This is a genomic window from Binatus soli (SeqCode) (assembly GCF_050015535.1).
Classification (GTDB): domain Bacteria; phylum Desulfobacterota; class Binatia; order Binatales; family Binataceae; genus Binatus; species Binatus soli.
The window spans coordinates 144,065-169,673 of record NZ_JBEKBF010000003.1; the positions used below are offsets into that span (position 1 = coordinate 144,065).

Consider the following 25,609-nt stretch of genomic DNA (forward strand, 5'->3'; position numbering starts at 1 on the left):
TCTCATCTCCCCCTCGCGGCGTTCAGAAGCGACCCGGGGCTCGACTAGCCGCACACGTTGCGATGGGACCTACTCTTGCACCAACATCGAGTAAAATTCAAATGATGGGTTTTGCGGATCGATTGACAAGATTCGCCCCGGCGGTTGTTAAGAAGGGCATCGAACTCTGATATGAATGGTCGGTCCGTGACGAGGTCCCAATAGTTGTCACTTTCAGACGCCGAACTTCGCGAGATTGTAGCTAATCTCGCGACGCGACCAGGCCATGAGCCAGTCCGCCGCGACGTTCAGACCATTCTCATTGGGCACTTGGGTGCCTCCAGATCCGACGTAAAACTCGAACAGCCACTGCCTGAGGTTCATGGACGCCTTGACGCGCTGCTGTGCCGCACCGTTTTCGAATTCAAGAAGGATTTGCGGCGCGAGAAGCCCGAAGCCGAACGCCAGCTGGGAGACTACCTTCGCGAACTTGAGCGGCGGACAGGGTACCACTACGTAGGTGTCGCAACCGACGGCGCAGAGTTCATTCCGTACGAACTGCAGCGCGACAAACTGGTCGCTCGGACGCCGTACAAGGTTTCACGGACAGATGTTCGCGGACTCGCGCTCTGGCTCAGCCCGTTCGTCGCAACTCGGCCATCGGAGCGGCCCGACCCCGAGGGTGTACGAAAGGAATTGGGCAAGGAAAGTCTGGTCTTTGAGGTCGCCGAAGCACGGCTGCGCGAATTGTGGAATTCCGTCGGGGAACATCCCGAGGTTGCACTCAAGCGCAAGCTCTGGGCGGACCGGCTGCAACTGGTGTACGGAACGCTCATCGATGACGACACCCTATTTTTTCAGCACACCTATCTCACGATCGTTGCCAAGACGATGGCGACACTCGTCCTTGGCGTCGAAATACCCGAGCCGGCGGACTTATTGGCTGGCAAGCCGTTTCAAAATGCGGGCATCGACGGCGTAGTAGAGTCAGATTTCTTCGATTGGGTGCTCGCGACTTCCGATTCGGACGATCTGATTCGCCGCATAGCGGCACAAGTCGCGCGCTTCCGGTTGGGCGATATCGAACACGACGTATTGAAAGGTCTCTACGAATCGCTGATCGATCCGCAGCAGCGGCACGACCTCGGCGAATATTACACACCTGATTGGCTCGCGAGCCGCATCTGCGGACGCGTTATCGAAAATCCACTCGCGCAGCGTGTCCTTGATCCATCTTGCGGCTCAGGAACGTTTCTATTTCATGCGGTCCGCAGGTTGTTGGCCGCCGCAGACGCCGCCGGTCTTAGCAATCGAGATGCTATTCAACGATGCACCGGACACGTCATGGGTATCGATGTTCATCCGGTTGCAGTCATCAATGCACGCATTACGTATCTACTGGCCATCGGCGAAGATCGGCTGCGAGACCGGCCAAGAGTCAGCATCCCGGTTTATCTCGGCGATTCGATGCAGTGGAACACGAGCGCGATCCTGAGTGGCCAGGAGGTGCGAATCGATGTTCCGGAAAGCGCACCTCTTTTGTTTCCCGTGCGGGTCGCGCAGAACCCGGCCCTCTTCGATTCTGTAATCAATGAGATGCTGCATCTCAGCGAGACCAATTCGCCTCCTGACGCATTCGAAGCATGGATGAACCGGCAAGGCGCGGAGGAATTCACCGGCGGCGATACTCCGGTCACGCTGGTATCAACATACACGCGCCTCGCGCAATTGCGACGCGATAATCGTAATCACATCTGGGGTTATGTCGCTCGCAATCTGAGCCGCCCAGTTTGGCTCGCTGCGCCCGGTGAAAAAGTAAACGTTTTGGTCGGCAATCCCCCTTGGCTCTCGTACCGCTATATGTCGGACGAGATGCAAAGGCGCTTCAAAACAGAATGCCAGAAACGGGACATGTGGGCGGGCGGAAAGGTTGCAACGCATCAGGACCTGTCGGCCTACTTCTTCGTCCGATGCATGGAATTGTACCTCCGCACCGATGGGAAGATCGCGTTCGTGATGCCATACGCCACCTTGACCCGCCAGCAGTACCGCGGATTCATCGCCAAGACTGTAAACTCGGAAAAGGGGCCGGTGACGGTACCTGCCCGCAAATTCACCGAAGCATGGCTCTTCGACGAGTCGGTCAAAAACCTGTTCAACGTTCCATCTTGCGTGCTGTTTGCCGAGAATGGCGAATCCAAGAAACTGCCAGCGACTGCGTCCAGCTTCTCGGGTGAGCTTCCGAGCCGCGATCCCACCGAGGCGCAGGCAAGTCGAGCACTCACCTCGAAAGCCGTACCGTGGCCAACCGCCTCGGAGTCCTCTAATTCCGGCTACGCCTCCAAGTTTCGGCAGGGCGCGACTGTCGTCCCACGGAGTCTGTTTGTCGTAATTAAATCTGCGTCGGGGAGATTTGGCTCAAGCCCCGACGCACCGATCGTGGAGAGCCGCAAGAACTCGCAGGAAAAGGAACCTTGGAAGAGCCTCCCTCCCCTGAGCCAACCCGTCGAGAAGGAATTTCTTCGTCAGTTGTATCTCGGCGAATCGCTCGCTCCGTTCAGGCTTCTTGACCCAGCACTGGCAATAATCCCATGGAGCAAAAGCGATGGACTGCTAAGCGCCGATCGGGCGCGCGAGCGCGGCTTCAGCAATCTAGCGGGATGGATGAAGGATGCGGAGGATCTATGGGCGGCGCACGGGCGAACTAAGATATCGCTTCAGGAGCGGCTCGACTACTTCGGCGGTCTATCTACTCAAATGCCGCCTGCAAAGCTCCGCGTGATTTATTCCGCGTCCGGCACCTTGCCAGCCGCCGCTCGCCTCCAAAATTCTTCGTCCATCGTCGAACACAAGCTGTACTGGGCAGAGTGCGACTCCGAGGAGGAGGCCAACTTCCTAGTCGCGGTGATCAATAGCGAGACACTTCGTTCGAAGATCGCGCCAGATCAGAGTCGCGGCCAGTGGGGCGCTCGAGACTTCGACAAGCTTCTCATTAATAGCATTCCAGAATTCGACTCAGGAAATGCCCTTCACAATGCCTTAGCTAAAGCTGCCGAAACCGCTACAATTGTCGCGAAAAATGTCGAACTCCCCAAAGCAATTCACTTTACGCGGGCGCGGCAACGGATCCGCGCCGCGCTGCGCAAGGATGGCATCGCGCAGAAGATCGACAAGCTAGTCGAGAAGTTGCTCGCTGGTTAGCCCGCAGCTCTTCCCCCTTCACCCTTCTAACAGGCCTCCGCGCGCCCGCGGCAGTGGCCGCGCCCGCCAACGACGGGCGGCCTTAATACTGGGTGCAGGGCTCAGCCCTGCCGGTGGAAGCGGCCGAAGAACGCAGCGATCAATCCCCACAGCACCATCAGCAATGCGATCCCGATTACGCACAGCCCTATGCCGGCAAGGATTCCCGTCGCGCACAGGACCGCGCCTATAACCAGCAGTGGAATTGCAAACGCGATCGGGTTGAACGGATCGTTCTTCGCCGCCCGCTCGACCATCGCCGCCGCCTGCTCGGACTGGCCCGCATCCTCGCTGCTTTCCTTGAGGATGCTGACTGCGTAGTCGGTAAGTTCCTGGCGATTGGGCATCGCGCGCAGACGGTCGGCAAGCTCTTTGGCGAGCGTCTCGACACGTTCGTCGTTGGTCGGGGAATCAGGATCGGGATTGTTCGAATCAGCCACGCTGCGCTTGTATTCCCGCTCGCGACGGCTACCCGCGGCGGCGGCTCACGCGTTTTTGCGCGCGATGATCACCGAGTGCACCGACCACCGGCTGATCTTGTCGTCGCGCTCCAGCGTGATCGGGTGGCCCTTGAGCACGTCCTGCTTGCGCAATCTGGTGGTCCATCCCAGTTGCCGCGTGATCGGATTGACGATGGTGTTGAGGGCCGCGACCACCGGGTTCGAGCTCTGGAAATGGGTCGTGATCGCGATCCGCCCGCCCGGCTTACACACCCGCACGATCTCCGACATCATCCGGCACGGATCGGGAACCACGGTCAGAACGTGAAACGAGGTAACGTAGTCGAAGCTGTTGTCGGGATAGTCGAGGTTAAGCGCGTCGCCCTGGCGGAGCTCGATATGTCCCCAGCCGTTTTCCGCCACGCGCTTTTTTGCGCGCTTGAGCATGTCGGCCGACGGATCGATCGCGACAATGTGCGCGTACGGCGGATATGCGTCCAGCGCGATTCCGGTGCCGACGCCAACCTCGAGCACGCGGTTACCGGGCCTGAGATTCAGGCTTTCGATAATTTCATGCTCGCGATCGGCAAAGACTCGTCCGAAGAAAAAATCGTAGAAACGCGCCAGGTCGGAATAGACACGGCTCTCATGCGGTTCAGACATCGAAACACTCCCTCGGGTTCGACGCAGCCCAGGCGATCAGTGCGAGGTCAGGACATCAGGACGGCGATTTTGGCCGCGTGCGACGCGAAGTGAGCGTGACGCGCGCGCGTAGCGTCAGGCCGCCGCGTTGATTCCTCGCAACTGACGTTTGACAGCAGTTATATCGCGCTTGCGAAATCGCCATTGGCGGCCTTTCTTGAAGGCCGGAATAATATTGCGCCGGGCAAATTCGTTCACCGTGTCCGGACTCAGGTCGAGCAGGAACGCGACTTCGCGGGAATTCAGCAGTATGTCGTCCTTATCGGCCATACGAGTCCAACAAGACGCCTTCCCTCAGGGATTTTGTGAGGACGCGACTTTGTAGTACGCGTCCATCGCCCAAGTCAAGGTAAAAGGCACCCGGTAGGTGAAAATTTGCCCACAGCTCCTAATTCGATCGATCGTGAAAACTCAATTTGCATCTTATAGCATCATTAACAATCATTAAACGCTAATCTGGGTGAGCTTCCGCATCGAAATCCGATAGTCGTACCACGCGCGCGTAACGACAATACAGGAAAACAGTCCGGTCAGCACTCCTACGCATAGGGTGACGGCGAAGCCTTTGACCGGTCCGGTGCCGAATTGGAAGAGAATCAGCCCCGCGGCGAAGGTCGAGATATTGGAGTCGCGAATCGCCGACCATGCGCGATCATAGCCGAGCTTCACCGCCTCGCGCGGCGATTTGCCGGCGCGCAACTCTTCGCGCATTCGTTCATTCACCAGCACGTTCGCATCAACCGACATTCCCAGCGTCAGCACGATTCCGGCGATGCCCGGCAAGGTCAACGTGGCGCCCAGCGCCGCCATCACGCAGATCAGCAGCAGGATATTCAGCGACAGCCCGAAATCCGCGAGCAGACCCGCGCCGCTGTAGTACACGGCCATGAAGATCAGCACTGCGCCCGCGCCGATCACGAACGACATCTCGCCCTGGCGAATCGAATCGCGGCCGAGCGACGGGCCCACCGTGCGTTCTTCTTCGATTTCGACCGGCGCCGGCAGCGCGCCCGAGCGCAATACGATCGCGAGATCGTGCGCCTCGTCCATCGAGAAGCGTCCGGTGATCTGCACGTGACCGCCGGGAATTCGTTCCTTGATAACCGGCGCCGAGTAAACAGTGTTATCAAGCACGATCGCCAGACGCCGCCCGACGTTTTCAGATGTCATCGCATCGAAGATGCCGGCGCCGCGCGCGTCGAGTTCAACCGCCACGTAGGGACCTTCCAGCCGCCCGCCGGGACGCACGCGCGCGTCCGTAACGACGTCGCCCGTCATCAGCACGGGGGACTCGACCAGGTACGGCTCCCTGCCGCCGCGCTCCGAGGTGCCATAAAGGACGTCGTCGCCGGGCGGGGGGCCGTCCTTGATCGCGTCCTGCACACTTTTCGAGTCGTCAACCAGTTTGAATTCGAGCACCGCCGTCTTGCCGATCAGTTCTTTGGCGCGCTCGGGGTCCTGGATTCCGGGCAGTTGCACTAAAATTTCGTTGTCGCCCTCTTTGGCGACGGTGGTTTCACGCACGCCGAGCTGGTCGATTCGATTGCGAATCGTTTCCAGCGCCTGGTCCATCGCGTTGGACCGAATCGTCTGCAACTCGCGCGTCTTATAGGCGAGCGAATAGGACGGACCGGGGCCGGACGAATCGCTGCTACTCGATACGGTCAGATCCGAGAACGACTTCTGCACGAGGTCGAGGAACGGCGTGCGATCGGCGCTCGACTTCAGCTTGGCGCTCAGGTTGCCGGAATCGTCGACCGAGATATTTTCGAAGTCTATCTTGTTCGCCTTGAGCTCATGCTTGAGGTCATCGGCGCGCCGCCGCAGCTGGGTTTTCACCGCCTCGTCCAGCTTCACGGCCATCAGCAGATGCGTCCCGCCCTGCAGGTCGAGGCCGAGCTGGATCTTGGTCGCGCCGAACCCGGCCTTGAACCAATCGGGCAGATCGACGTTGAGGCTCGGCAGCAGAATGAGTATCGCTGCCAACACGATACCGCCCGCCAGGTATATGCGCGTAAGCCCGCTGCCGTTGGTGAAATGCATGTAAAGGAACGACACGATCAGCACGAGCAGAATCAGGATCGGTCCGAAACTTTGAGTCTGTTCCACTATGATGAAGCCCCCGCCATGAGAGTGCCGGCCGCGCCGGCTGTCTGCAATTGACTCGTTGGATTCCTACTTGTCGTCTTTCTTCGCCGACGCCTTGTGGCTCGACATCGACGCGATTTGCGATCGCTCGACCTTCAACCTGACGTTGGGCGCAACTTCGAGCGTGATCACTTTGTCGCCGACCTCATGAATCCGCCCGATAATTCCGCCCGTCGTCACGACCTCGTCGTTGCGCTTGAGCGCAGCCAGCATTTTCGCCTGCTCCTGCGCCTTCTTGTTCTGCGGCCGGAAGACCAGGAAGTACATGACGGCGACGACCAACGCCATGATTGGCCCCGGGCCCGTCATCAACTGCTCGAAAAACGAGGGACTGGCGGCTTGACCTGTGGCGTTGGCGGCCTGCGCCCATGCGGTGCCTTCAAACAACATCAGATCACGTCCTCAAAATCGATCAAGCTACGTCTCCCACAGAGAAAAATCATTCTTCGACCGGTTCGGCGGCGTTGTCGTTGTCCCAACCGGCCGATGCCGCCATCGCATACGCTTTGAAATTCCCGGATGCGATAGCAGCCTGGCACCGGCGCATCAAGCTCGCATAGAAGTGAAGATTATGCTCCGTCAGCGCGCGCGCCGCGAGTATCTCGCCCGACAAATATAGATGACGCAGGTAGGCGCGTGAATGGGTCCGGCAGGGGCGGCACTCGCAGGCCGGATCGAGGGGCATCGAGTCGCGCGCGTGAGCAGCTTGCTTAATCGAGATGCGCCCCTGGCTGGTGAAGGCGGTCCCGTTGCGCGCGTTTCGCGTCGGCAGCACGCAGTCGAACATGTCGAAACCCATCGCGATCGCGGCGAGCAAATCCGGCGGCGTTCCCACACCCATCAGGTAGCGCGGCTTGTTAGCCGGCATCATCGACGCCGACAGCGCCGCCATTCCCAGCATCGCGGCCTTCGGTTCGCCGACCGAAAGTCCGCCCGCCGCGTATCCGTCGAACGCAATCGAGGTTATCTGCGACGCGCTCGTCTTGCGCAGGTCTTGGAAAATACCGCCCTGGATAATTCCGAACAGCGCCTGCGTCGTGCTGATCCGCGCCGCGAGGCTGCGCTCGGCCCATCGCGCCGTGAGATCGAGCGACATGAGCGCGCGCCGATGCTCGGCAGGGTAAGGCGTGCATTCGTCTAGCGCCATCATGATATCAGCGCCGAGCTGTTCCTGAATCGAGATCGCGCTTTCGGGGGTGAGCATCAAAGGCGCGCCGTCGAGATGAGATCGAAAACGGATTCCTTCTTCATTGATCGAATTGATTTTCGCCAAGCTCATCGCCTGGAACCCGCCCGAATCGGTCAGCACCGCGCCGGGAAATCCCATGAAGCGCGCTACACCGCCCATCTCGCCGATCAACCCGGCGCCCGGGCGAATCGCGAGATGGTACGCGTTGGCGAGCACCATCGTGTAGCCCATCGACCGCAACTCGTCGGGCGCCATCGCTTTGACCGCCGCGCGCGTGCCGACCGGCAGGAAGGCCGGCGTCGCGACCACGCCGTGGGGGGTTACGATCCGACCGACGCGCGCGTCGCTGTCCACGGCAGTAACGCTGAATTCGATTGGCCCGCTCATCACAGAATCAGCATCGCGTCGCCGTAGCTGAGAAAGCGGTAGCGATGGCGAATCGCTTCGCGGTACGCGGCAAGAATCTGATCGCGCCCGGCAAACGCCATCGCAAGCGCGAGCACCGTGGTTCGGGGCATATGGAAGTTCGTCAGCATCGCGTCAGCCAGCTTGAAGCGAAAGCCCGGATGAATAAAGAGCCCGGTGAAACCCTCGACGTCGCCGGTGATCGCCCACGACTCGAGCGCACGCGTCGAACTGGTGCCGACCGCGATTATACGCCCGCCGATTCGCCGCGTATGTTCGATGGCAGCCTGGGTCGCGGGCGCAATCGTGTACCACTCGGATTCCATCGTGTGACTCTCGATCTCGACGGCGCGCACCGGAGCGAAAGTGCCGGGACCGATATGCAGCGTCACGGTAGCGGTGCGGATGCCCGCATCGGCCAGCGCCTTGAAGACCTCGGCGGTGAAATGCAGCCCCGCGGTGGGCGCCGCGATCGCGCCGGGCCGCGCGGCATATACGGTCTGGTAGTCGTCGATATCGGCGGGACCGACGCTGCGATGAATATAGTGTGGCAGCGCGAGCGTGCCGGCGCGCTCCAGTATCTGCTCGATCGAAACTCCGCCCTCGCCTACGACGATTGGGCGGCCCGGCCGCGCATAGCCGGCAATTCTCAGCGCATGACCGTCGCTCAGGATGAGGCGCGCGTTGTCTTTGAGCACGCGATGCGTGCGTATCAGCGCGATCCATGCGCCGGCGGGACCCTCAAGCGGGGCGACCGGCCGCACCATCAGCAACTCGACGCGGCCGCCCGATTCCTTCTGCGCGAACAGGCGGGCCGGCAGCACGCGGGTGTCGTTGAGTACGAGCAGGTCGCCTTCGCGCAGATGGCGGACGAGTTTGTAGAAGCGGGAATGCTCGAGCGATTTGGATTTGCGATCGAGCACCAGCAGGCGCGCTTCGTCGCGGCGCGCAAGCGGCTCCTGCGCGATCAGTTCTTCGGGCAAGTCGTAGTCTAGTTCGGAAAGCCGCATCTGAAGCGAAGCCGAATCGTGATTTGCGCGCGAAGCGAGTCGCGCTACTGTGTAACAATCCTCGATTGACGGGGAAAGCGATCGGCGCGCGATTGAATCGGAAACCCCGCGATGCGCGCTTTATTCAGCCCCGACGCTGCTTGGCTGCGACCATGGCGCAGCTCAGGATCGTTTGAAGAACATCCTAATCCTGCCATTCCAGTAGTGAGGACCCCAGGGGCTGAGGGCCTCTCACGAATCCCGGTTTGATGTCAGGCATATCGATGAGGCTCGGGAGGTAAGTGATCTCACCAAACGGGCTGCCGATTTTGGTGACCGGCACGTTGGTCTCTTTCACAACGTCGGCGAATGCGAGCGTGCCGTTGAGCGCGTTGCCGTCGAGAAGTCCGATCTCCTGCGCCCACATGCACATCCGGGTGAGAGATACCCTCACCTGGTAGCTGCCGCCTTCGATCGCTCTACGATGCAACGCGGCGGCGACGCCCGCAGCGCCGGCGTAGGCCGCGAGGTAGTCGGCGAAAATCACCTGCAGCGGCATTATAGGCGCGTCAATCGCTCCCTCGGCGTCAACGTAACCCGACACGGCTACTGCGATCATGTCGAAACCCCGGAAGTTTGCCCACTCACCTTCGAAATCGAAGCAGCGCAATTCATGGGAAATGATTCCCGGCCTGCTGGTGGCAAGGCGCCGCGGTGAGATGCCACGCTGGTCAAGGTTCAGATACGAGCAAGTGAAGACGTCGGTCGTTTGCAGAAGGTCAAAGAAGCGTCGCATATCGGCTTCATTGTCAAAATCGCAATAGGCGGAGCGTTTTCCGATGTCGGTCTCCAAACGCCAGTTCACGTGGTCCGGGTAGTTCGGCTTGGACAGGTGCAATACGTCGGCGCCGAACTCAGCCAAAGTGCGTGCGGTGATCGGACCGCCGATGACATGGGTGCAGTCGAGCACACGAATGCCTCCCAATGGCTTATCGCACCCCTTGGGAAGAGGAATGGGATCGCTATCACCGATTTTTTCAATCTCGATTACCGGCTTGCCGGCCAGGCGACGCCCCACTGGGTGAGACAGCCACTGCGCAGCAGTGCGTACCACACCGATCGCCCCCGATTCCTCGCGGATGGCAAGCTCGAGTGCGTCGGCATCCCACTGCATAATTGCGGCCTCGGCAGCGCGTTGCGTGGGTGCGCACTTGAGGACGTTGAACATCGCATCGCGCAGGCGCGGATAGAAAAGCTCGATTTTGACGAAACGACCATCTCGGGTCGGATAGAACTCGCCGCTCAGAGGAGAATCCACGCCGAGACCGGAACCATATTCGGTGAAGGGAAGTTGCCGACCGTTCTGACGCATGAAGGCAATACCGTGGTGTTGATGCACGGCATTGCGCACGTTGGTCGTGACGCTTTGAGGTTTTCCGCCACGGAGTTGCCATAACTCGCTCAGCGCCATGCCAAACGCCGCCTGCGATGCAGCCATCAGCTCACCGAAACGATGGCGTGACGCCAGAATAGGGTCCTTCCCCTGGATGGTTACGCTGCCCTTATGATCTGATTCGCGCAGACCTATCGCTGCGAGAATGATGTCGAGCGCCTGTTGCGAGGTTTTTGAGTCAACGGTTGCCATCATTTAAATCCTTCGGCTTTGAAAAGTTAATCCACGTGGCATTTCGCGATGAACCGGCGCTTCCCCCGCCGAACCTGGCCGTCGTAGTGCGAAGCGCCGCATCCGGTGGCCGGCAGGTCGAGGCCAATCCACTGTCGCGATGTCGAATTTCGCCCTGGCCGCTGAGATCGTCTCGTTCAGCCAGAATAACGAGTTCAACCTAGAATGGATAGTTGATGCCGGAAAAGACGGCGGCGCCTTCGCCGCCCCATCCGACGTCAACGAACCCGACCACGAACGGCTCCGCGATTCCGCGGAATCCGATTCCGCCGACCGGGTGCAGATCCGAGAATGGGTCGTCGTTCAATGCATGGCTGACGCGTCCCGCTTCGGCGAACGGCGCCAGCTCGAGTATCCCGTGGGTGCCGAAAACGTTTTTCTCCCACACGCGAGTGCGTATCTCGACATTCATGACGAACAGATTGTTATCGATGAAGCGGCCGGCGCCGTAACCGCGCAGCGTTTCCTGATCGGTGAGCAAGCTTTCCTGGCCGCCAAGGCGCGCCTGCGCCCAGAACGGCATCTCGCCACCCGCCGGCTCGTACTCGTTAAAAATGTGACCGGCAAAGGTGATGCGCTGTCCGACGGAATAGTACTGACGCAATTCTCCGCCGAAGCGGTTGTACGAAACCGAGCTGCCGAATCTGCGATCCGCATTACCGTAATAGAGCCGCCCGAGCGTGCCTGAGCGCGGGATATCCACCGAGTCTCGCGAGTCGTATTGGATCATCGCCTGGGACAGAACTTCGCTGCCCCCGTTGATGCCCTTCTGATTCGGGAACAGGGCGTGAATGTCCGGCAGCGAAGTGAAGCCGCCGGCCAGGATTCGCACGTAGCGCGGGCGCTCCATCAAGGAGACCTGCAGCTTATCGGTGAGGTTCAGGCCGAATATCGCCTCGCCATAAAGCTGCTCGGTGGTGTAGTTGGTCTGGTTGCCCCAATGGGAGTTGTTGCCCGTTCCGAAGAAACGCTCGGTCGGATCGCGCTCGAAATAGAAGCGCCCTTCAAACGAGAACCAATTCTTCTTATGCTCGCGCCCGGTCTGGTAATCGAGATCGACCTTGCGCGCGATGATCTCTTGCGCGCCCGCGACCGCGTACCAATTGGTGTCCGCCGAGGGATAGCCCAGGTAGCGAAAGTTTCCACCGGGTCCAAGCGTGCTGTTGGCGTTGATATCGGGGGCCAGGATGCTGCTGATCTCGTTCTTGTCGTCGGTGAACAGCCATACCGGCAGAACGCCGTAAGTGACTCCGCCGTTGGGATCGGTGGCAACTTCAGGCACCGGAATGAGCGGCCACGAGTTTGGGTCCTGGAGTTTGAGTGAGTTCCAGTCGTACTGCGGCCAGCTCCACGTGCCGGGGTCCATCAGCGAGAAGGCATGCGCCGTCGCGGCCGCAACAACAAACGCCGTGATTAACAAGATGAGTGAGGCGAGAACGCGCCGCATCGTGGGATCCTGGGATTAAACTTCGCCTATTGGCATCCGGCTACTCTTCCGCCACTCCACCACCCGCAGTCCAAGTACTCGGACCCGCGCAAGCCGACTCCGCCGAACGATGTTCAAACCTGACAGGCTTGGCGGCCTCGATCAAGACTCCCGATGCGCCGTCCGTTGGCGCAATCCTGCGATTGGACCGCCACAAATACACGCGCGCTTTTCGTCGACGCCGTAAATGTGCAAGGATTCGGGGCAAGCGGGAAAATTTCCACAAAAAGGAGCTCGGTAATGGCGAAAGCTGACGGCGGAGAATTAATCGCGCGCGTGATGCGCGAGAACCGTGTGAAGTATTGTTTTGCGATCAACGGCGGGCATCTGTTTCCGATCCTCGCCCAGTTGCGCGACCACGACATCAAGCTCATCCACATGCGCCACGAGCAGGCCGCCGCCTACGCGGCCGACGCCTACGCGCGCTCATCCGGAGAGGTGGGCGTATGCATGGTCACCGCGGGATGCGGCCTCACCAACGCGGTGACGGGGCTGTGCGTGGCGGGATTGACCAACAGCGCCGTGGTTTGCATCTCGGGACAGCATCCCAACGACGAAGACCATCTCGGTTCGTTCCAGGAAGCCTACGGTTCCGAGGTGGTTGACAGTTTCTCCAAATTCACCAAGCGCGTGACCGACTGGTCCACGATTCAGTTCGATCTGCGCTCTGCGTTCCGCGAAGCGATTTCGCCGCCGCAGGGCGTCGCATTGTTCGAGGTTCCACAGAACATTCTCTATCACCACGACGATGAGTCGCGGCAGCGCAAGGGCGCGCGCGGGTTTACCGTCGATGACGTCCGCAGCGCGGGCGATCCCGCCAAAATCGATCGCGCGCTCGAGATGCTGGTGGCGGCCGAGCGCCCGCTGATTGCCGGCGGCGACGGACTGTTCTGGTCGCAGGCGGGGGCCGAGATGCGCGAGTTCGTCGAGTTGACCAGCATCCCGATCTACGCGCGCCGCGCCGGTCAGGGCGCGGTCTCCGAAGAGCATCCCCTGGCGATTCGCGGTCCGTTCAAGAAGCCGTTCACCGGCGGCGCCGACGTGGTGCTCGCAATCGGCTTCCGCTTCTGGAGCGGCGAGCATTTCGGGCAGCCGCCGACCTGGACCGACAAGGCCAAGTACATCCAGGTCGATCCCACGCCGACGCGAATCGGATGGCAGGTTAACGCGGACCTGCCTATGGTCGGCGATCCCAAGCTCGTGCTGCGTCAGATGATCAATCGGATCAAAGAACTCAAGCTCGACTTCTCGAAGAACAAGGCTTCGCCGTGGGTCAAGCAGGTCTGGGAAACGCGCCAGCGCTTCGACAATCAGATCAAAGAACAAAACGCCAAGGTCTCCAAGAATCAGCCGATCCATCCGGCGCGGCTGTGCGAAGACCTGATCGCCGTGCTCGACAAAAACGCGACCACCGTGATCGACAGCTTCACGCTCTCGGGATGGATGAGCCGCGCGTTCACCTGCCGCTTCATGGGCCAGGTGGTCGACGCGGGCCCGCTTGCGCCCGTCGGTCACGGTGTCGGGATGGGAATCGGCGCGCAGCTCGCGCGGCCGGGACAGCAGGTAGTCGTCATCAGCGGAGACGGCGGACTGGGAATCGGCGGCTGGGACATGGAGACCGCCGCGCGCTACAAGCTGCCTGTCATCACGGTGCTGTGGAACAATAGCTCATGGGGCCCGAATTTCGATCAGATGCCGGGGCTGGCTGGCCACACCGATCCGTTCAACATGCTGCCGAACATTCGCTACGACAAAATCTTCACCGAGATGGGATGTCATGGCGAGCACGTCGAGACCGTCGAGCAGATCATTCCGGCGCTCGAGCGCGCGTTCAAGTCGGGCAAACCGGCGATGATCAACGTGATCGGCGATGTGAGGGTCGGCAACGCGACGCTGGGCGGCAACCTGCTGGGCTCGACCGGATCGAACTAGCCGGCAATTCCTGTTCCCCCTTTCCGACCGGAAAGGCTCAGCTTAATTCCGGTTCCCCCTTTCCGACTCGGAAAGGGGGCTAGGGGGATAGGACACAACAGGCAAAATCGCCAGCGTCAAACCGCTCTCCGCCCTTTGTTCCCCCTTTCCGACTCGGAAAGGGGGCTAGGGGGATAGGACAGCGCGATTCCATAACCTTTCTGTTCCCCTTCCCCATTTTTTCTGGGGAAGGGGCTAGGGGTTGGGGTTCTGCCTACGCAGCGCCGTGCGAATCGCGGCAATCGCAGACGCCAAATCATCCCACACCGAAATTCCTGTTCCCCCTTTCCGACCGGAAAGGGGGCTAGGGGGATAGGACAGCGCGATTCCATAACCTTTCTGTTCCCCTTCCCCATTTTTTCTGGGGAAGGGGCTAGGGGTTGGGGTTCTGCCTACGCAGCGCCGTGCGAATCGCGGCAATCGCAGACGCCAAATCATCCCGCACCGATGCGTTCGGCAGCCTCAGCACCCGGATCCCGAGCCGCCTGAAATAGTCGTCGCGCATTCTGTCGTATCCTTGTTGCTCGTGATGTGGGCTTCCATCGATCTCCACCACGAGCCGCGCAGAATGACAATAGAAATCCACGATGTACGGCGCGAGCACCTGCTGTCTCCTGAAATGCGTTCCTAGCCGATTACCGCGAAGCTCCTGCCAAATGACGCGCTCTTCGGGAGTCATGTGTTGTCGCAACTCGGTCGCGCGGCGCATCAGCTCCGGATTTCTCTGTTCACGCAGAGTCAACGGTGGCATCCGCTGGTCATTAGCATTGAGATGCGGCCAACGAAAGCGCCCTAACCCCTGTCCCCTTCCCCAGGAAAAATGGGGAAGGGGAAGCAGAAGAAAAAATCATCGGAGCGCGCCGCCGTCCTATCCCCCTGACCCCCTTTCCGGGGCGGAAAGGAGGAATCAGACAAAAGGAGGGTCAGGGACAAATGTGCGGCGCAAATGCCTGTCGCGCGGCAAACTTTGCGCACGCGGTTCTCCTCGCGCGATTCAGGCGGCGTCAGATACGGCGACAGTCATAGTGCGAGCCATTTTACCACTACCGTTCGAACTCCCTGAACAGTGCCGCGTCAACCTGAAATGTCTCGATGCGAGTGAGCCCGAGTTCGAAGTGTTCCAGCATTTCAACGAGCCTTTCGCGGTCAACCAAGTCGATGGCGAGGGCTCCGTCTCGGACCGCCTCCTTCCTCGCCTCATCGGTGAACGAACCGGTCGTGATAATGATCCCTTTGTCGGCCCTTCCATGCACTGAGCCGCGAAAGTCGCGAACCTCGCGGGCACCAACAGAACCAGAGTAACGCTTACATTGAAAAAGAACCTTAATGCTTACGAGAGGATTAATCCGCAAGATGCCCCTTCCATCTATTCCGCCATCGTGAGACCTCCCGGTCACGTCCACCTGCTCGAACCCGGCCTCGCGAAGCAAGCGCTGACAAAATCTTTCGAACCCGGCGGGAGCCAAGGCTAGCAATCTCTGGAGGACCGCAAGTTCGTAGTCCGAATCTTGTCGTGTCTCGGTAACGTCCTCGTCTGGTGCGGGTACTGACGCGGGCGCCGATTTCTCGCATGCCATTCCGTCGGCCTGTTCGTTCTGAGCAGCTGGTGCCTTTTGGCGGCGGGATGTTACGGATGGATACAGCTCGCGGTGGTGAAGCCAGATCCGCTCGCGATCAACGCTGCCGGGATCTATCTCTGGATCGCGAAGCGCCCAGACCCCACGGTTCGAGTTGCTTACGATATCCGAATTTTTGAGTATGGTTCTGGTCCAAGTAAGCTTCAACTCAAGTTGCGTCCGGACGTCATCAGCACTCAGTTCTCGCTCGCTTAGTCCGAGTTTTCGGATAACTGCCGCATTCAGCTCATGAATTGTGGCTGAACCTCCAAGCTCCTTGAGAGCCGTTACGGTAGGGATGATTAGATCCGTATAACGCGGCAGCTGAAATTCGCTCATACCCATGCCCAAGCGAATCTATGCCTGTAGCGAACTGACCGTCAAGCTATCACCCCACAAACTCTTCCGCGCGACCACTAGCGCTAGTTGTGAGGGTAGCCAAGAAAGGCGAAACGATGCATCAAGAAAAGAATTACGATCAGGAACCCGCCAAGCGTCAATACTACACCCAACGTTTTGATCGATTGCCTTTCTGGTCCAATCATCAGGATCGGCAGACCCAATATGGGTAGCAACCAGCACAATATTTCCACGGGGGCAATCCCGAACTGATCAGCGAGCGCGGCGGCGTGGCGGGGATTCATCGACGTTGAGTTAGCAGACTCCCGCACGACCGACAAATGGCGGACAGGGCTTCGACGCTTCGGCGAGTCCTATCGCCGGGAACACTGCGCTGCCGTCGCAACGGCTGAACTTTTCAGCCTGATCATTTCTCTCCTGACGTGCTAAATGATCACCTGTGCACTTCGCTCATCGCACACATTCCGCGCGCACCCGCTCATCTGCAATCGTCAGGCGGACCCCCATCGAACGAAATATTAATTTTGACGGAACGAAACTACCCTTGGTAGTCTACCCGTCGCTAGGCCACAATGTATGGTATGAATTGTCCTTTCCTCACTTATCCTAATCCTCAAAATGAAAGCCAAAATCGCACTTCTAATCCTCGCCACGGCGCTCGCCGCCTGCAAAACCGCGCCGCCCTGCCCGCCTGGAACCAGGCAGATGGGCGAGGCGCCGCCCAACGGCTCTGAGACCTGGTGCGCGAAGACCGTCAACGGCCACGAGGTCAAAGAGGGACCGTTCGTAATCTATCGGGACGATGGTTCGAAGATGATCCAGGGCGAATATCACGACGGAAAGCAGAGCGGCGAATGGACCCAGTGGTTCGACAACGGACAGAAGGCGTCGATCGATCACTACAAGGACGGCGTGCAGGACGGCGAGCACGTCGGCTGGTACACCAACGGCAAAATCGCCGCGACCGGAATATACAAGGACGGCAAGCGCGAGGGTGTGTGGAAGCGATGGGACCCCAACGGCTTCAAGAATTGGGAGGAAACCTACAAGGACGACAAGAAAATCTCATGACGGCCGATCCGGCGACAAATGTGACGATCGTCGATGCGGACCTGTCGCGCGCGGAGCATCAACACGCGCTCGTCACGATGCTCGACGCTTTCATGCGCGATCCGATGGAGGGTGGCCAGCCTCTGTCAGAGCAAAGCAGGCGCGAAGTGGTGCCGGGCCTGCGCGCGCACCCGGCGTGCTACGTATTGCTGGCCTGGCGCGACGGCTTGCCGATCGGCTTTTCGATCTGTTTCCTGGGATTTTCGACCTTCAACGCGCGGCCCCTGATCAACATCCACGATATCTTCGTCGATTCAGCCGTGCGCGGAATGGGAATCGGGCGGATGCTGCTCGAGCGAATCGAAGCGAAAGCGCGCGAGCTGAATTGTTGCCGGATCACGCTCGAAGTGCGCCAAGACAATCGCGTCGCACGCGGACTCTATCGCAAAGTCGGTTTCGATCAGGCCGTCGATGGCACGGAGCGCATTGCCGTGGAGTTCTGGCACAAAACGCTGTGAATACGCGAACCGAGACAGTGCCGGCCGCGATCTACAAATATTTCTCGCCCCAGCGATCGAGGAACGTTACTTGTTCGACCGGCGCGCGCGAGAGCGGTCCGAAGTTTCCCAGCGGATAGCCAACCGGAATGATTGCGAAAGTGTGAGCTTCGTCCGGCAATCTCAGGATCTCATCGACCTCTGGCTCGTACAGCAGATGACGCGTGGTCAGCGTCGCGCCCAAACCCAATGCCCGCGCCGCCAGCAGCATGTTCTGCACGGCCGGATAGATCGACGCTCCCGCCGCAACTCCGCTTCCCGAATCGGCGACGAGACAACACACGATGAGCACCGGCGCTTCATGAAAATGCTCCGTCAGATGGTCCCGCGCCGCGAGCATGCGCTGCTTTTGCAACTCGCTCTTGCCGGGAGGCGGCGGCGCCGCGTGAAAGCGCTCTTTCAAATCCTCGTAGGCGCGCTTGTATCTGATCTGGAGCTGCTTCTTGATCTCGGGATCCTTGACCACGATAAAACGCCAATGCTGCGTATCTCCGCCGCTCGGCGCCCAGGTGCCCGCCTCGATAATTTCGCGGATCAGTTCATCAGGAACCGGGTCCGGCTTCAGCCGGCGCATCGCGCGCATAGTCCGCATCGCATCAAACAACCCAATTTTCCGGTCCATCTTACAAGGTCCTTCCCACCGCCTCGGCCAGCGGCTTGAGCGCCTTCATCAAGTCGGCAAACCGCGACGGCTTCAACTGTTGCGGGCCGTCGGACAGCGCGCTCTCGGGCTTCGGATGCACCTCGATCAGCAACCCGTCGGCGCCGGCCGCGATGGCAGCCAGAGCCATCGGCGCCACCAGCGAGTAGATTCCCGTCCCGTGGCTCGGATCGACCACCACCGGCAGATGCGTCCATGCCTTGAGCAGCGGCACGGCGTTTAGATCGAGCGTGTTGCGCGTCGCGGTCTCGAAGGTGCGAATCCCGCGCTCGCACAGCACGACGTTGGGATTGCCCTCCGACAGAATATATTCCGCCGCCATCATGAACTCTTCGAGCTTCATCGACATGCCGCGCTTGAGCAGCACCGGCTTGTTGATTCTTCCGAGCCGGCGCAGCAGCGAAAAATTCTGCGCATTGCGCGCGCCGACTTGCAGCATGTCGGAATGTTCGGCGACCAGATCGATGTCGTGCGGATCCATAATTTCGGTCACCACCGGCAACCCCACGCGCCGCCCGGCGTGTTCGAGCAACACCAGCCCCTCGTCTTCCATCCCCTGAAACGAGTACGGCGACGTCCGCGGCTTGAACGCTCCCCCGCGCAAAGCATGAGCGCCCGCTGCTTTGACCGCGTCGGCCGCCGCCTCGATTTGCGCCTCGCTCTCGACCGCGCACGGTCCCGCGATCACCGTGATTCGCCTGCCGCCGATCTCGGCGTTGCCCACTTTGATTCGCGAGCCTTCGGGCCGCACCTCGCGCGACGCCAGCTTGAACGACCGCACCACCGGCATCACGCGCTCCACTCCGGCGACGGATTCCAGATGGGTCAGCTGATGCTTCTGGCCACGCTCATCGCCCACGCATGCGACAACCGTGCGTTCGACGCCGCGGATAATGTGCGCGTTGTAGTCGAGATCCTCGACCATTTTGGCAACAGCCTGAATTTCGGCTTCGGTGGCGTGCGCTTTCATTACGACGATCAAGTGAGGAACTCCTTGCGATATTGTCCTGGTTTCATTTCTCCCGCCGTTGGTCGAATATCAGAGGCAAGCCACGAAACAGTGCATCACTGGCCGCCGTCGATGGCGATCCCCTGAGACCCACAGCCAAAGAGTCCGGAACATAGAAGGGCGTGGGAGGGCTACCCTTTGTACCACTTGCCCGCCCGGCCCTTCGTGAACGCTTATTCGGCGGTTTATTCCTTCGTGACACTCGTCCCTACTTCCTCAACGAGCGATGGAATGGGCGCTCGAACTCTAGTAAATCTGACTCTACAGCATGTTGTCATCGACCGGAACCGAGCGCCCGCGACCCGACGGGTGCATCGAAGGACGCAATTTTGCCAGGCAAGCCGCATCCGCATAATCCACTCAGGATCGTTCATACTTCCGACATTCATCTGGAAACCGATACGTTTGGGTCAGGCGAGCGCGGCGTGCAGTTGCGCGACCGAGTGCGCAACGCATTTGCCCGGGTCATCGACATCGCCAACGACCGCAACGCCGACATGCTGCTGATAGTCGGCGACCTGTTCGATTCGGCGCGCGTCAACGAAGAAGGCCTCGCCTTCGCGCTGGGAACGATCGGACGGGCGCGGATGCCGGTCGTGATGATTCCCGGCAATCATGACGCGCACGACGAGCGATCGATTTACACCGGCCTCGCGCCCGGCACGCTGCCGAAAAATCTGCACCTGATTCTCGAGCCCGAGGGCAGGACAATCGACTTTCCCGAGCTTGCGGCTCGCGTATGGGGCCGCGCGGTGGTCGAGCATACGCCGGACTACCGGCCGCTGAGCGGCGTACCCGAGCGGCAGGAAGGACTCTGGAACATCGCGCTGGCGCACGGATTTTTTATGGAGGAAGGCGAGATTGAACGATCGTCGCCGATCACGCCGGCGGAAATCGAACGCTCGCGCTACGACTACGTGGCGCTCGGCCACGTGCACGTCTTAGGCGACGTGTCACAGGGCTCGACGCGCGCCTTTTATTGCGGAACGCCGGCGCCGCTCTATTCGAACGAGAATTCCGGATGGGTGCTGTGGGTCAATTGCGTGCCCGGCCAGCCCGTCTCAATTGAACGCTTGATGGTGGGCTGGAATCAGGGCCCGTAGGCAGCCTCGTCGTGCACTTGAGCTGGGGATAAACATCCAACAGCCGGCGCCACATCCGCTCCAAGCCGCAACTGTTGAACGGCTCCACGATGCATTCGAGCGCGCCCTCGCGCAGGTAGATTCGCTGATCATCGGGTGACTGCGACGCGCTGATGATCACGATCGACGTCGCAGGCGACTCGTGGCGAATCGTCCTGAACAGCGATAACGCGTCAATCCCCTTCGCACTGCGCAGCCCGATGTCGAGCATGATCACATCTGGGCGCGTCGTGCGAAAAATGTCGATTGTCTGCGCGACTGTTCCGGTTTCCGCTACCACCTGACATCCGCCGCACTCGAGATGATTGCGTATGATGTCGCGCGTGATTCCCGAACTGTGCGCAATGAGCACTCGCACTGCCATCAACGGCTCCTCCTGGACGAGCGCTGCACCGGCCCAATCACCAAGGCGTTCGACCCGTAGATTATTTAGCAAGGGCGGGGCCAAGAGATGTGAGCTTCGAACAACGCTACTGCCCGATTTGCTAACCCACGGACCGCGGCCGATTCGGGGCCAGTTCATTGAGTATTTGGGCGCCATCCAGTCCGCCCATAGTGCGATTGGAATCTTCGATCGTCGTTGCACGCGAGCGATTTGTTGCATCGCAGTGACATCACTCAGGAGCGATATAGAACATTCACGCGTCGGCTTGCAACGCGTTTTGGAGAGTAAAAAAAACAGCGGCGGAGCCTCGATGGCCCCGCCGCTGATGTTAACCATGTCGCCAAGTAGTGACTTGGCGCGCGCAATTCAGTTCTCGATTACATCATGCCGCCCGGAGGCATTCCGCCCGGCATTCCGCCGCCTCCGCCCCCGCCTTTTTCTTCGGGCTTCTCCGCCACCATGCACTCTGTCGTCAGCAGCAGGCTCGCCACCGACGCCGCGTTCTGCAGCGCGCTGCGAACGACCTTGGTCGGGTCGATGATTCCGGCCTTCATCAGATCCTCGAACTCCTCGCTGGCCGCGTTGAATCCAAACGGCCCCTTGTTGTTCTTGATCTTGTCGACCACCACCGAGCCTTCCCATCCCGCGTTGGATGCGATCCACCACGCCGGGCCTTCGATCGCCTTCTTGACGATCGCGATGCCGACTTTTTCCGCCTCGCTGGCGCGCATGTTGTCGAGCACGCCCGAGGCGCGAATCAGCGCGACGCCGCCGCCCGGGACCACGCCTTCTTCCACTGCGGCGCGGGTTGCATGCAGCGCGTCCTCGACGCGTGCCTTCTTTTCCTTCATCTCGACTTCGGTCGCGGCGCCCACCCGAATCACGGCCACTCCGCCGACCAGCTTGGCCAGCCGTTCCTGGAGCTTCTCGCGATCGTAGTCCGAGGTGGTCTCTTCGATCTGCGCGCGAATCTGCTTGATACGACCCTCGATGTCGGCCTTCTTGCCTGCGCCGTCGATGATCGTGCAGTTGTCCTTGTCCACGACCAAGCGCTTGGCGCGGCCGAGGTCGTTCAGCGTGATGTTCTCGAGCTTGAGCCCGAGTTCTTCGGAAATAGCGCGCCCGCCGGTCAGGATCGCGATGTCTTCGAGCATCGCCTTGCGCCGATCGCCGAAGCCGGGCGCCTTGACCGCGACGCACGACAGCGTGCCGCGAATCTTGTTCACCACCAGCGTCGCCAGCGCCTCGCCTTCGATGTCCTCGGCGATAATCAGGAACGGCTTGCCGCTCTTGGCGATCGTCTCGAGGATCGGAAGCAAATCCTTCATCGACGAAATCTTCTTCTCGTGTATTAAGATGAACACGTCGTCGAGCTTCGCTTCCATCCGCTCCGGATCGGTCACGAAGTACGGCGACAGGTAGCCGCGGTCGAACTGCATACCCTCGACCACTTCGAGCTGGGTCTCCAGTCCGCGCGCCTCTTCAACCGTGATGACGCCTTCCTTGCCGACCTTCTCCATCGCCTCGGCAATGATGTCGCCGATGGTCGAATCGTTGTTGGCCGAAATCGTCCCGACTTGCGCGATTTCCTTGCGATCCTTGGTCGGCTTGGACAGGTTCTTGAGCTCGGCGGTGATAGCCTCGACTGCGCGATTGATTCCCCGCTTGAGCGACATCGGATCATGCCCCGCGGCCACCATCTTGATGCCCTCGGTGAAGATCTGCCGGGCCAGCACGGTGGCGGTGGTGGTGCCGTCGCCCGCCACGTCGGAGGTCTTCGATGCGACCTCTTTGACCATCTGCGCGCCCATGTTCTCGAACCTGTCTTCGAGCTCGATTTCCTTGGCGACTGTTACGCCGTCCTTGGTCACGGTCGGAGCGCCGAAGCTCTTCTCCAACACGACGTTTCGGCCCTTGGGACCGAGCGTCACGGTGACGGCATCGGCGAGAACATTGACCCCTCTGAGGATCTTCTCGCGCGATTCTTGTCCGAAACGAACTATCTTTGCAGGCATGGTTCTTTTGCCTCTCCTATATTTTTTGAAGGTTTCATCGGATCAGATTGGGATTCGCTTGCAAGCAGGCCGAAATGCCTACTCGATGATTCCCAGGATGTCGTCCTCGCGCAGGATCAGCAGGTCTTCGCCCTCATGCTTGAACTCGCTGCCCGAGTATTTGCCGAACAGGATCTTGTCCCCCGCCTTGACCTCGATGGGGATAAGCTTGCCGTCGTCGCCATATTTGCCCTTGCCGACGGCGACAACCTTGCCCTCCTGGGGCTTTTCCTTGGCGGTGTCCGGGATGATTATTCCACCCTTGGTCCGCTCCTCTTCCTTGATACGCTTGACGAGAATTCGATCGCCCAGTGGCTTGATTTTCATTGGGGACCAGCAGCCTCCTTGCTTGCTAAAAGTGTTGCTTGGCTGGACGATTCCAGCTGTGGGAAAGTTAATTACTGTCCGGGTTCTGTCAATTGGCACTCGCAATGTCCGAGTGCTAACCGCAGTTTAGTCTGATACGCAAGAAATGCAAGCCCTGTGCATAATCCTGTGGACGGGCCGTGGATGCTTGCGGCGCCGGTCTTCTTAACATTGAGTGCAGGGGTCACCCCTGGCCGTGGCGACGGCAGCGCAGGATTAAGCCCTTGGCAGGGGCCGCGCGCGACAACGGAGCGCGGCCTTAACGGTGGGTGCAGGGCTCAGCCCTGCCCGAAGAAATCTTTGGCCGCGACGAACCTGGCTACGCCCGCCGCTTCGCCCGCCAGCCTATCGACCTCCTGATCGCCGACCATCGTCGACGATGCCAAATCCACGCCGTACAGGTCGGCGAGCTCCGTGATCATTCCGCCCTTGGGCTTGCGGCACTGGCACTTGTCGTCGTCGGTATGCGGACAGATTTGCCACGCGGTCAGGATGTCGCCGAGCTGACGGTCGAGCTTCGCGAGCGCGGCCTCCATTTTTTCCGCCGTGAGCCGGCCGCGCCTGATTCCCGCCTGGTTGGTCACGACAAACATCAGATGGTCGTGAATCGGGCGAAGCTTTTCAGCCACGCCGGGAAGCAGTTCGACTACTACGTCGCCGTTTGCGTCGAGCGGAATCTCGCGCGCGTCGTTGAGCTTGACCAGCGTGCCGCCGAGATCGAAGAACAGCGCTGCGTTGCCATTCGGATTGGCCATCTGAACAAATCGCTCTTATGCGTGGCGCCAATCGACGTGGTCGCGAACGTACGCGAATACTTCGTCGAGGATCGCGACGCCGGCCTCGGCCTGCGCCTCGGTAATAACCAGCGCGGGATTGATTCGAATCTTGGGAAAGTAGGCCATGATCACCAGTCCGCGCTTGAGGCATTCGGCGAATATCAGCTCGGTGACTTTTTTGCCGAGCAGTTCCTTGGTCTCGAGATCGCGGACCAGCTCGACGCCGATCAGCAGTCCCTTGCCGCGGACATCGCCGATGAACTGGTACTTTTCCTTGAGTTGCACCAGCCGCGACAGCATCATCGCGCCGACCTTGCGCGAGTTCTCGACCAGATGCTGTTTCTGAATCGCGCCAATCGTTTCCGCCACCGCCACCGCCGCGAGCGGATTTCCGCCGTAGCTCGACGACGACGCGCTTGGCTTCGAGAACGGCTCCGCCTTGCCCAGTTCGTCGCTCAGCAGCACGCCCGAAACCGGGTATCCGGAGCCCATTCCCTTGCCGACGGTGACGATATCCGGGCGAACGCCGCTGTGCTCGACGCCCCACCATTTTCCGGTCCGTCCGAAGCCGGTGATCATTTCGTCGGCGATTAGCAGCGCGCCGAAATCCTTGGCCACCGATTTGACCGCCGGCATCCAGTCGTCGGGCGGAATCACGTTGCCGGCGGTGCCCTGCATCGGCTCCGCGACGATCGCAGCGAGCGCGCCGCCGGAACTCATCTTGATTTGCTGGCGCGCGAAATCGACGCAATAGAGTCCGCACTCGGGATGCTTCAACTTGAACGGGCATCGGTAGCAGTCCGCGTACGGCGCCGTGTATTGCCCGCCCTGCAGCGGTCCGTAGCCTTGCTTCGATTCGTCGCCGATAAGTCCGATCACGCCGCCGGTCTTGCCATGGAAGCCGCCCCAGAAACTCACAACTTCGTGCTTGCCGGTGGCAGAACGCGCCAGCCGAAGCGCGGCTTCGACCGCCTCCGCGCCGCCGCTATATAGATGCGCGCGGTTGAGTCCCGCGGGCGCGACTTCGGCCAGCAGCTTGAACGCCGCCGCGCGCTCTTTGGTCGCGAACGTGCCGACTATCAGCCGCGACGCCTGGCGCGCCAGCGCTTGCGCCAGTGCGGGATGCGCATGGCCGAGGCTCGCGACCGCGACGCCTGCGAAAAAATCCACGTAGGTGTTGCCGTCGGCGTCGGTAAGCGTCGCGCCTTCGCCGTGATCGAACGCGAGACCGGCGAGCAGCGAAATTCGCTGGCGGCCCGGCGCGATATACTTTTGTTCGGTATCGAAGATCTCCTTCGACTTGGGGCCTGGAACCGATGTCTTGATTGCGGGAAGTTTTCCGTTGGTGGTTGTTCTCATCGAATGGCGGCGGTCCGATTCCTTGTTTGAATTTCTTGCCG

Annotated in this window: 24 protein-coding genes; 5 read left to right on the forward strand and 19 right to left on the reverse strand. The window is 60.2% G+C overall.

Annotated features, from left to right (window positions below; all coding sequences use genetic code 11):
- Nucleotides 1–213: 213 nt before the first annotated feature.
- Nucleotides 214–492 carry a hypothetical protein gene (locus ABR989_RS03345; RefSeq protein WP_428125717.1) on the reverse strand — a complete coding sequence of 93 codons (279 nt, stop codon included), beginning with the start codon at nt 490–492 and terminating at the stop codon, nt 214–216.
- Between the two features lie 558 nt (nt 493–1,050).
- On the opposite strand from ABR989_RS03345, the gene ABR989_RS03350 reads away from it, so the two are divergent.
- Nucleotides 1,051–3,180 (forward strand): N-6 DNA methylase, encoded by a 2,130-nt coding sequence (locus ABR989_RS03350; protein WP_428125718.1) that lies wholly within the window; start codon nt 1,051–1,053, stop codon nt 3,178–3,180.
- 101 nt (nt 3,181–3,281) lie between these two features.
- On the opposite strand, the gene ABR989_RS03355 is transcribed toward ABR989_RS03350, so the two are convergent.
- The 9 genes from ABR989_RS03355 to ABR989_RS03395 all read right to left on the reverse strand — a co-directional run bounded on the left by ABR989_RS03355 (nt 3,282) and on the right by ABR989_RS03395 (nt 12,223).
- On the reverse strand, nt 3,282–3,659 hold the full coding sequence (locus tag ABR989_RS03355; protein ID WP_428125719.1) for a hypothetical protein: 378 nt from the start codon (nt 3,657–3,659) through the stop codon (nt 3,282–3,284).
- 45 nt (nt 3,660–3,704) lie between these two features.
- On the reverse strand, nt 3,705–4,322 hold the full coding sequence (locus ABR989_RS03360) for a class I SAM-dependent methyltransferase (protein ID WP_428125720.1): 618 nt from the start codon (nt 4,320–4,322) through the stop codon (nt 3,705–3,707).
- Between the two features lie 114 nt (nt 4,323–4,436).
- Nucleotides 4,437–4,631, reverse strand: coding sequence for a helix-turn-helix domain-containing protein (locus ABR989_RS03365; RefSeq protein ID WP_428125721.1), 195 nt, complete (start codon nt 4,629–4,631; stop codon nt 4,437–4,439).
- A 174-nt stretch (nt 4,632–4,805) separates the two neighbouring features.
- Complete coding sequence (gene secD / locus ABR989_RS03370; protein ID WP_428125722.1) at nt 4,806–6,470, reverse strand: protein translocase subunit SecD; 1,665 nt, start codon at nt 6,468–6,470, stop codon at nt 4,806–4,808.
- A 66-nt stretch (nt 6,471–6,536) separates the two neighbouring features.
- A complete protein-coding gene (yajC, locus tag ABR989_RS03375) occupies nt 6,537–6,899 on the reverse strand; it encodes a preprotein translocase subunit YajC (protein ID WP_428125723.1) in 363 nt (120 codons plus the stop codon).
- Between the two features lie 49 nt (nt 6,900–6,948).
- Nucleotides 6,949–8,085 (reverse strand): tRNA guanosine(34) transglycosylase Tgt, encoded by a 1,137-nt coding sequence (gene tgt, locus ABR989_RS03380; RefSeq protein WP_428125724.1) that lies wholly within the window; start codon nt 8,083–8,085, stop codon nt 6,949–6,951.
- The gene (gene queA, locus ABR989_RS03385) at nt 8,085–9,113 is read right to left on the reverse strand and encodes a tRNA preQ1(34) S-adenosylmethionine ribosyltransferase-isomerase QueA (protein ID WP_428125725.1); all 1,029 of its coding nucleotides are present in this window, start codon (nt 9,111–9,113) and stop codon (nt 8,085–8,087) included. The genes tgt and queA overlap by 1 nt, the downstream gene beginning before the upstream one ends.
- Before the next feature lie 184 nt (nt 9,114–9,297).
- A complete protein-coding gene (locus tag ABR989_RS03390) occupies nt 9,298–10,737 on the reverse strand; it encodes a CoA transferase (RefSeq protein ID WP_428125726.1) in 1,440 nt (479 codons plus the stop codon).
- Nucleotides 10,738–10,936: 199 nt separating this feature from the next.
- Nucleotides 10,937–12,223 carry a BamA/TamA family outer membrane protein gene (locus tag ABR989_RS03395; RefSeq protein WP_428125727.1) on the reverse strand — a complete coding sequence of 429 codons (1,287 nt, stop codon included), beginning with the start codon at nt 12,221–12,223 and terminating at the stop codon, nt 10,937–10,939.
- 279 nt (nt 12,224–12,502) lie between these two features.
- On the opposite strand from ABR989_RS03395, the gene ABR989_RS03400 reads away from it, so the two are divergent.
- Complete coding sequence (locus ABR989_RS03400) at nt 12,503–14,194, forward strand: thiamine pyrophosphate-binding protein (protein ID WP_428125728.1); 1,692 nt, start codon at nt 12,503–12,505, stop codon at nt 14,192–14,194.
- Between the two features lie 412 nt (nt 14,195–14,606).
- Here the strand turns inward: ABR989_RS03400 and ABR989_RS03405 are convergent, their stop codons facing one another.
- The gene (locus ABR989_RS03405) at nt 14,607–14,984 is read right to left on the reverse strand and encodes an endonuclease domain-containing protein (RefSeq protein ID WP_428125729.1); all 378 of its coding nucleotides are present in this window, start codon (nt 14,982–14,984) and stop codon (nt 14,607–14,609) included.
- 292 nt (nt 14,985–15,276) lie between these two features.
- Nucleotides 15,277–16,188: a restriction endonuclease gene (locus ABR989_RS03410; protein ID WP_428125731.1), complete on the reverse strand. Its 912-nt coding sequence runs from the start codon at nt 16,186–16,188 to the stop codon at nt 15,277–15,279.
- Nucleotides 16,189–16,827: 639 nt separating this feature from the next.
- Between ABR989_RS03410 and ABR989_RS03415 the strand changes: the two genes are divergently transcribed.
- Nucleotides 16,828–17,280, forward strand: coding sequence for a toxin-antitoxin system YwqK family antitoxin (locus tag ABR989_RS03415; RefSeq protein WP_428125732.1), 453 nt, complete (start codon nt 16,828–16,830; stop codon nt 17,278–17,280).
- Nucleotides 17,277–17,777 (forward strand): GNAT family N-acetyltransferase, encoded by a 501-nt coding sequence (locus tag ABR989_RS03420; RefSeq protein WP_428125734.1) that lies wholly within the window; start codon nt 17,277–17,279, stop codon nt 17,775–17,777. Before ABR989_RS03415 ends, ABR989_RS03420 begins: the two co-directional genes overlap by 4 nt.
- Before the next feature lie 31 nt (nt 17,778–17,808).
- On the opposite strand, the gene ABR989_RS03425 is transcribed toward ABR989_RS03420, so the two are convergent.
- On the reverse strand, nt 17,809–18,438 hold the full coding sequence (locus ABR989_RS03425; protein ID WP_428125736.1) for a nitroreductase family protein: 630 nt from the start codon (nt 18,436–18,438) through the stop codon (nt 17,809–17,811).
- 1 nt (nt 18,439) lies between these two features.
- A complete protein-coding gene (gene aroF / locus ABR989_RS03430; protein WP_428125738.1) occupies nt 18,440–19,459 on the reverse strand; it encodes a 3-deoxy-7-phosphoheptulonate synthase in 1,020 nt (339 codons plus the stop codon).
- A gap of 356 nt (nt 19,460–19,815) precedes the next feature.
- On the opposite strand from aroF, the gene ABR989_RS03435 reads away from it, so the two are divergent.
- Nucleotides 19,816–20,589: a metallophosphoesterase family protein gene (locus tag ABR989_RS03435; RefSeq protein ID WP_428125739.1), complete on the forward strand. Its 774-nt coding sequence runs from the start codon at nt 19,816–19,818 to the stop codon at nt 20,587–20,589.
- Here the strand turns inward: ABR989_RS03435 and ABR989_RS03440 are convergent.
- The 5 genes from ABR989_RS03440 to ABR989_RS03460 form a co-directional block, all read right to left on the reverse strand.
- Nucleotides 20,522–20,992, reverse strand: coding sequence for a response regulator (locus tag ABR989_RS03440; protein WP_428125740.1), 471 nt, complete (start codon nt 20,990–20,992; stop codon nt 20,522–20,524). The genes ABR989_RS03435 and ABR989_RS03440 overlap by 68 nt on opposite strands.
- Nucleotides 20,993–21,390: 398 nt before the next feature.
- The gene (gene groL / locus ABR989_RS03445) at nt 21,391–23,028 is read right to left on the reverse strand and encodes a chaperonin GroEL (protein ID WP_428125741.1); all 1,638 of its coding nucleotides are present in this window, start codon (nt 23,026–23,028) and stop codon (nt 21,391–21,393) included.
- Between the two features lie 78 nt (nt 23,029–23,106).
- Nucleotides 23,107–23,394, reverse strand: coding sequence for a co-chaperone GroES (gene groES, locus ABR989_RS03450; protein WP_428107295.1), 288 nt, complete (start codon nt 23,392–23,394; stop codon nt 23,107–23,109).
- Nucleotides 23,395–23,711: 317 nt separating this feature from the next.
- On the reverse strand, nt 23,712–24,188 hold the full coding sequence (locus tag ABR989_RS03455; protein ID WP_428125742.1) for an HAD-IIIA family hydrolase: 477 nt from the start codon (nt 24,186–24,188) through the stop codon (nt 23,712–23,714).
- Nucleotides 24,189–24,203: 15 nt separating this feature from the next.
- On the reverse strand, nt 24,204–25,568 hold the full coding sequence (locus ABR989_RS03460) for an aspartate aminotransferase family protein (RefSeq protein WP_428125743.1): 1,365 nt from the start codon (nt 25,566–25,568) through the stop codon (nt 24,204–24,206).
- Nucleotides 25,569–25,609: the final 41 nt, after the last annotated feature.

Bases quoted from the DNA above. Each gene is read 5' to 3' on its own strand.
- ABR989_RS03360 (WP_428125720.1), bottom strand. From the start codon at position 4,322: ATGTCTGAACCGCATGAGAGCCGTGTCTATTCCGACCTGGCGCGTTTC.
- ABR989_RS03365 (WP_428125721.1), bottom strand. From the start codon at position 4,631: ATGGCCGATAAGGACGACATACTGCTGAATTCCCGCGAAGTCGCGTTC.
- yajC (WP_428125723.1), bottom strand. From the start codon at position 6,899: ATGTTGTTTGAAGGCACCGCATGGGCGCAGGCCGCCAACGCCACAGGT.
- tgt (WP_428125724.1), bottom strand. From the start codon at position 8,085: ATGAGCGGGCCAATCGAATTCAGCGTTACTGCCGTGGACAGCGACGCG.
- queA (WP_428125725.1), bottom strand. From the start codon at position 9,113: ATGCGGCTTTCCGAACTAGACTACGACTTGCCCGAAGAACTGATCGCG.
- ABR989_RS03390 (WP_428125726.1), bottom strand. From the start codon at position 10,737: ATGGCAACCGTTGACTCAAAAACCTCGCAACAGGCGCTCGACATCATT.
- ABR989_RS03395 (WP_428125727.1), bottom strand. From the start codon at position 12,223: ATGCGGCGCGTTCTCGCCTCACTCATCTTGTTAATCACGGCGTTTGTT.
- ABR989_RS03400 (WP_428125728.1), top strand. From the start codon at position 12,503: ATGGCGAAAGCTGACGGCGGAGAATTAATCGCGCGCGTGATGCGCGAG.
- ABR989_RS03405 (WP_428125729.1), bottom strand. From the start codon at position 14,984: ATGCCACCGTTGACTCTGCGTGAACAGAGAAATCCGGAGCTGATGCGC.
- ABR989_RS03410 (WP_428125731.1), bottom strand. From the start codon at position 16,188: ATGAGCGAATTTCAGCTGCCGCGTTATACGGATCTAATCATCCCTACC.
- ABR989_RS03415 (WP_428125732.1), top strand. From the start codon at position 16,828: ATGAAAGCCAAAATCGCACTTCTAATCCTCGCCACGGCGCTCGCCGCC.
- ABR989_RS03420 (WP_428125734.1), top strand. From the start codon at position 17,277: ATGACGGCCGATCCGGCGACAAATGTGACGATCGTCGATGCGGACCTG.
- ABR989_RS03425 (WP_428125736.1), bottom strand. From the start codon at position 18,438: ATGGACCGGAAAATTGGGTTGTTTGATGCGATGCGGACTATGCGCGCG.
- ABR989_RS03440 (WP_428125740.1), bottom strand. From the start codon at position 20,992: ATGGCAGTGCGAGTGCTCATTGCGCACAGTTCGGGAATCACGCGCGAC.
- groL (WP_428125741.1), bottom strand. From the start codon at position 23,028: ATGCCTGCAAAGATAGTTCGTTTCGGACAAGAATCGCGCGAGAAGATC.
- groES (WP_428107295.1), bottom strand. From the start codon at position 23,394: ATGAAAATCAAGCCACTGGGCGATCGAATTCTCGTCAAGCGTATCAAG.
- ABR989_RS03455 (WP_428125742.1), bottom strand. From the start codon at position 24,188: ATGGCCAATCCGAATGGCAACGCAGCGCTGTTCTTCGATCTCGGCGGC.
- ABR989_RS03460 (WP_428125743.1), bottom strand. From the start codon at position 25,568: ATGAGAACAACCACCAACGGAAAACTTCCCGCAATCAAGACATCGGTT.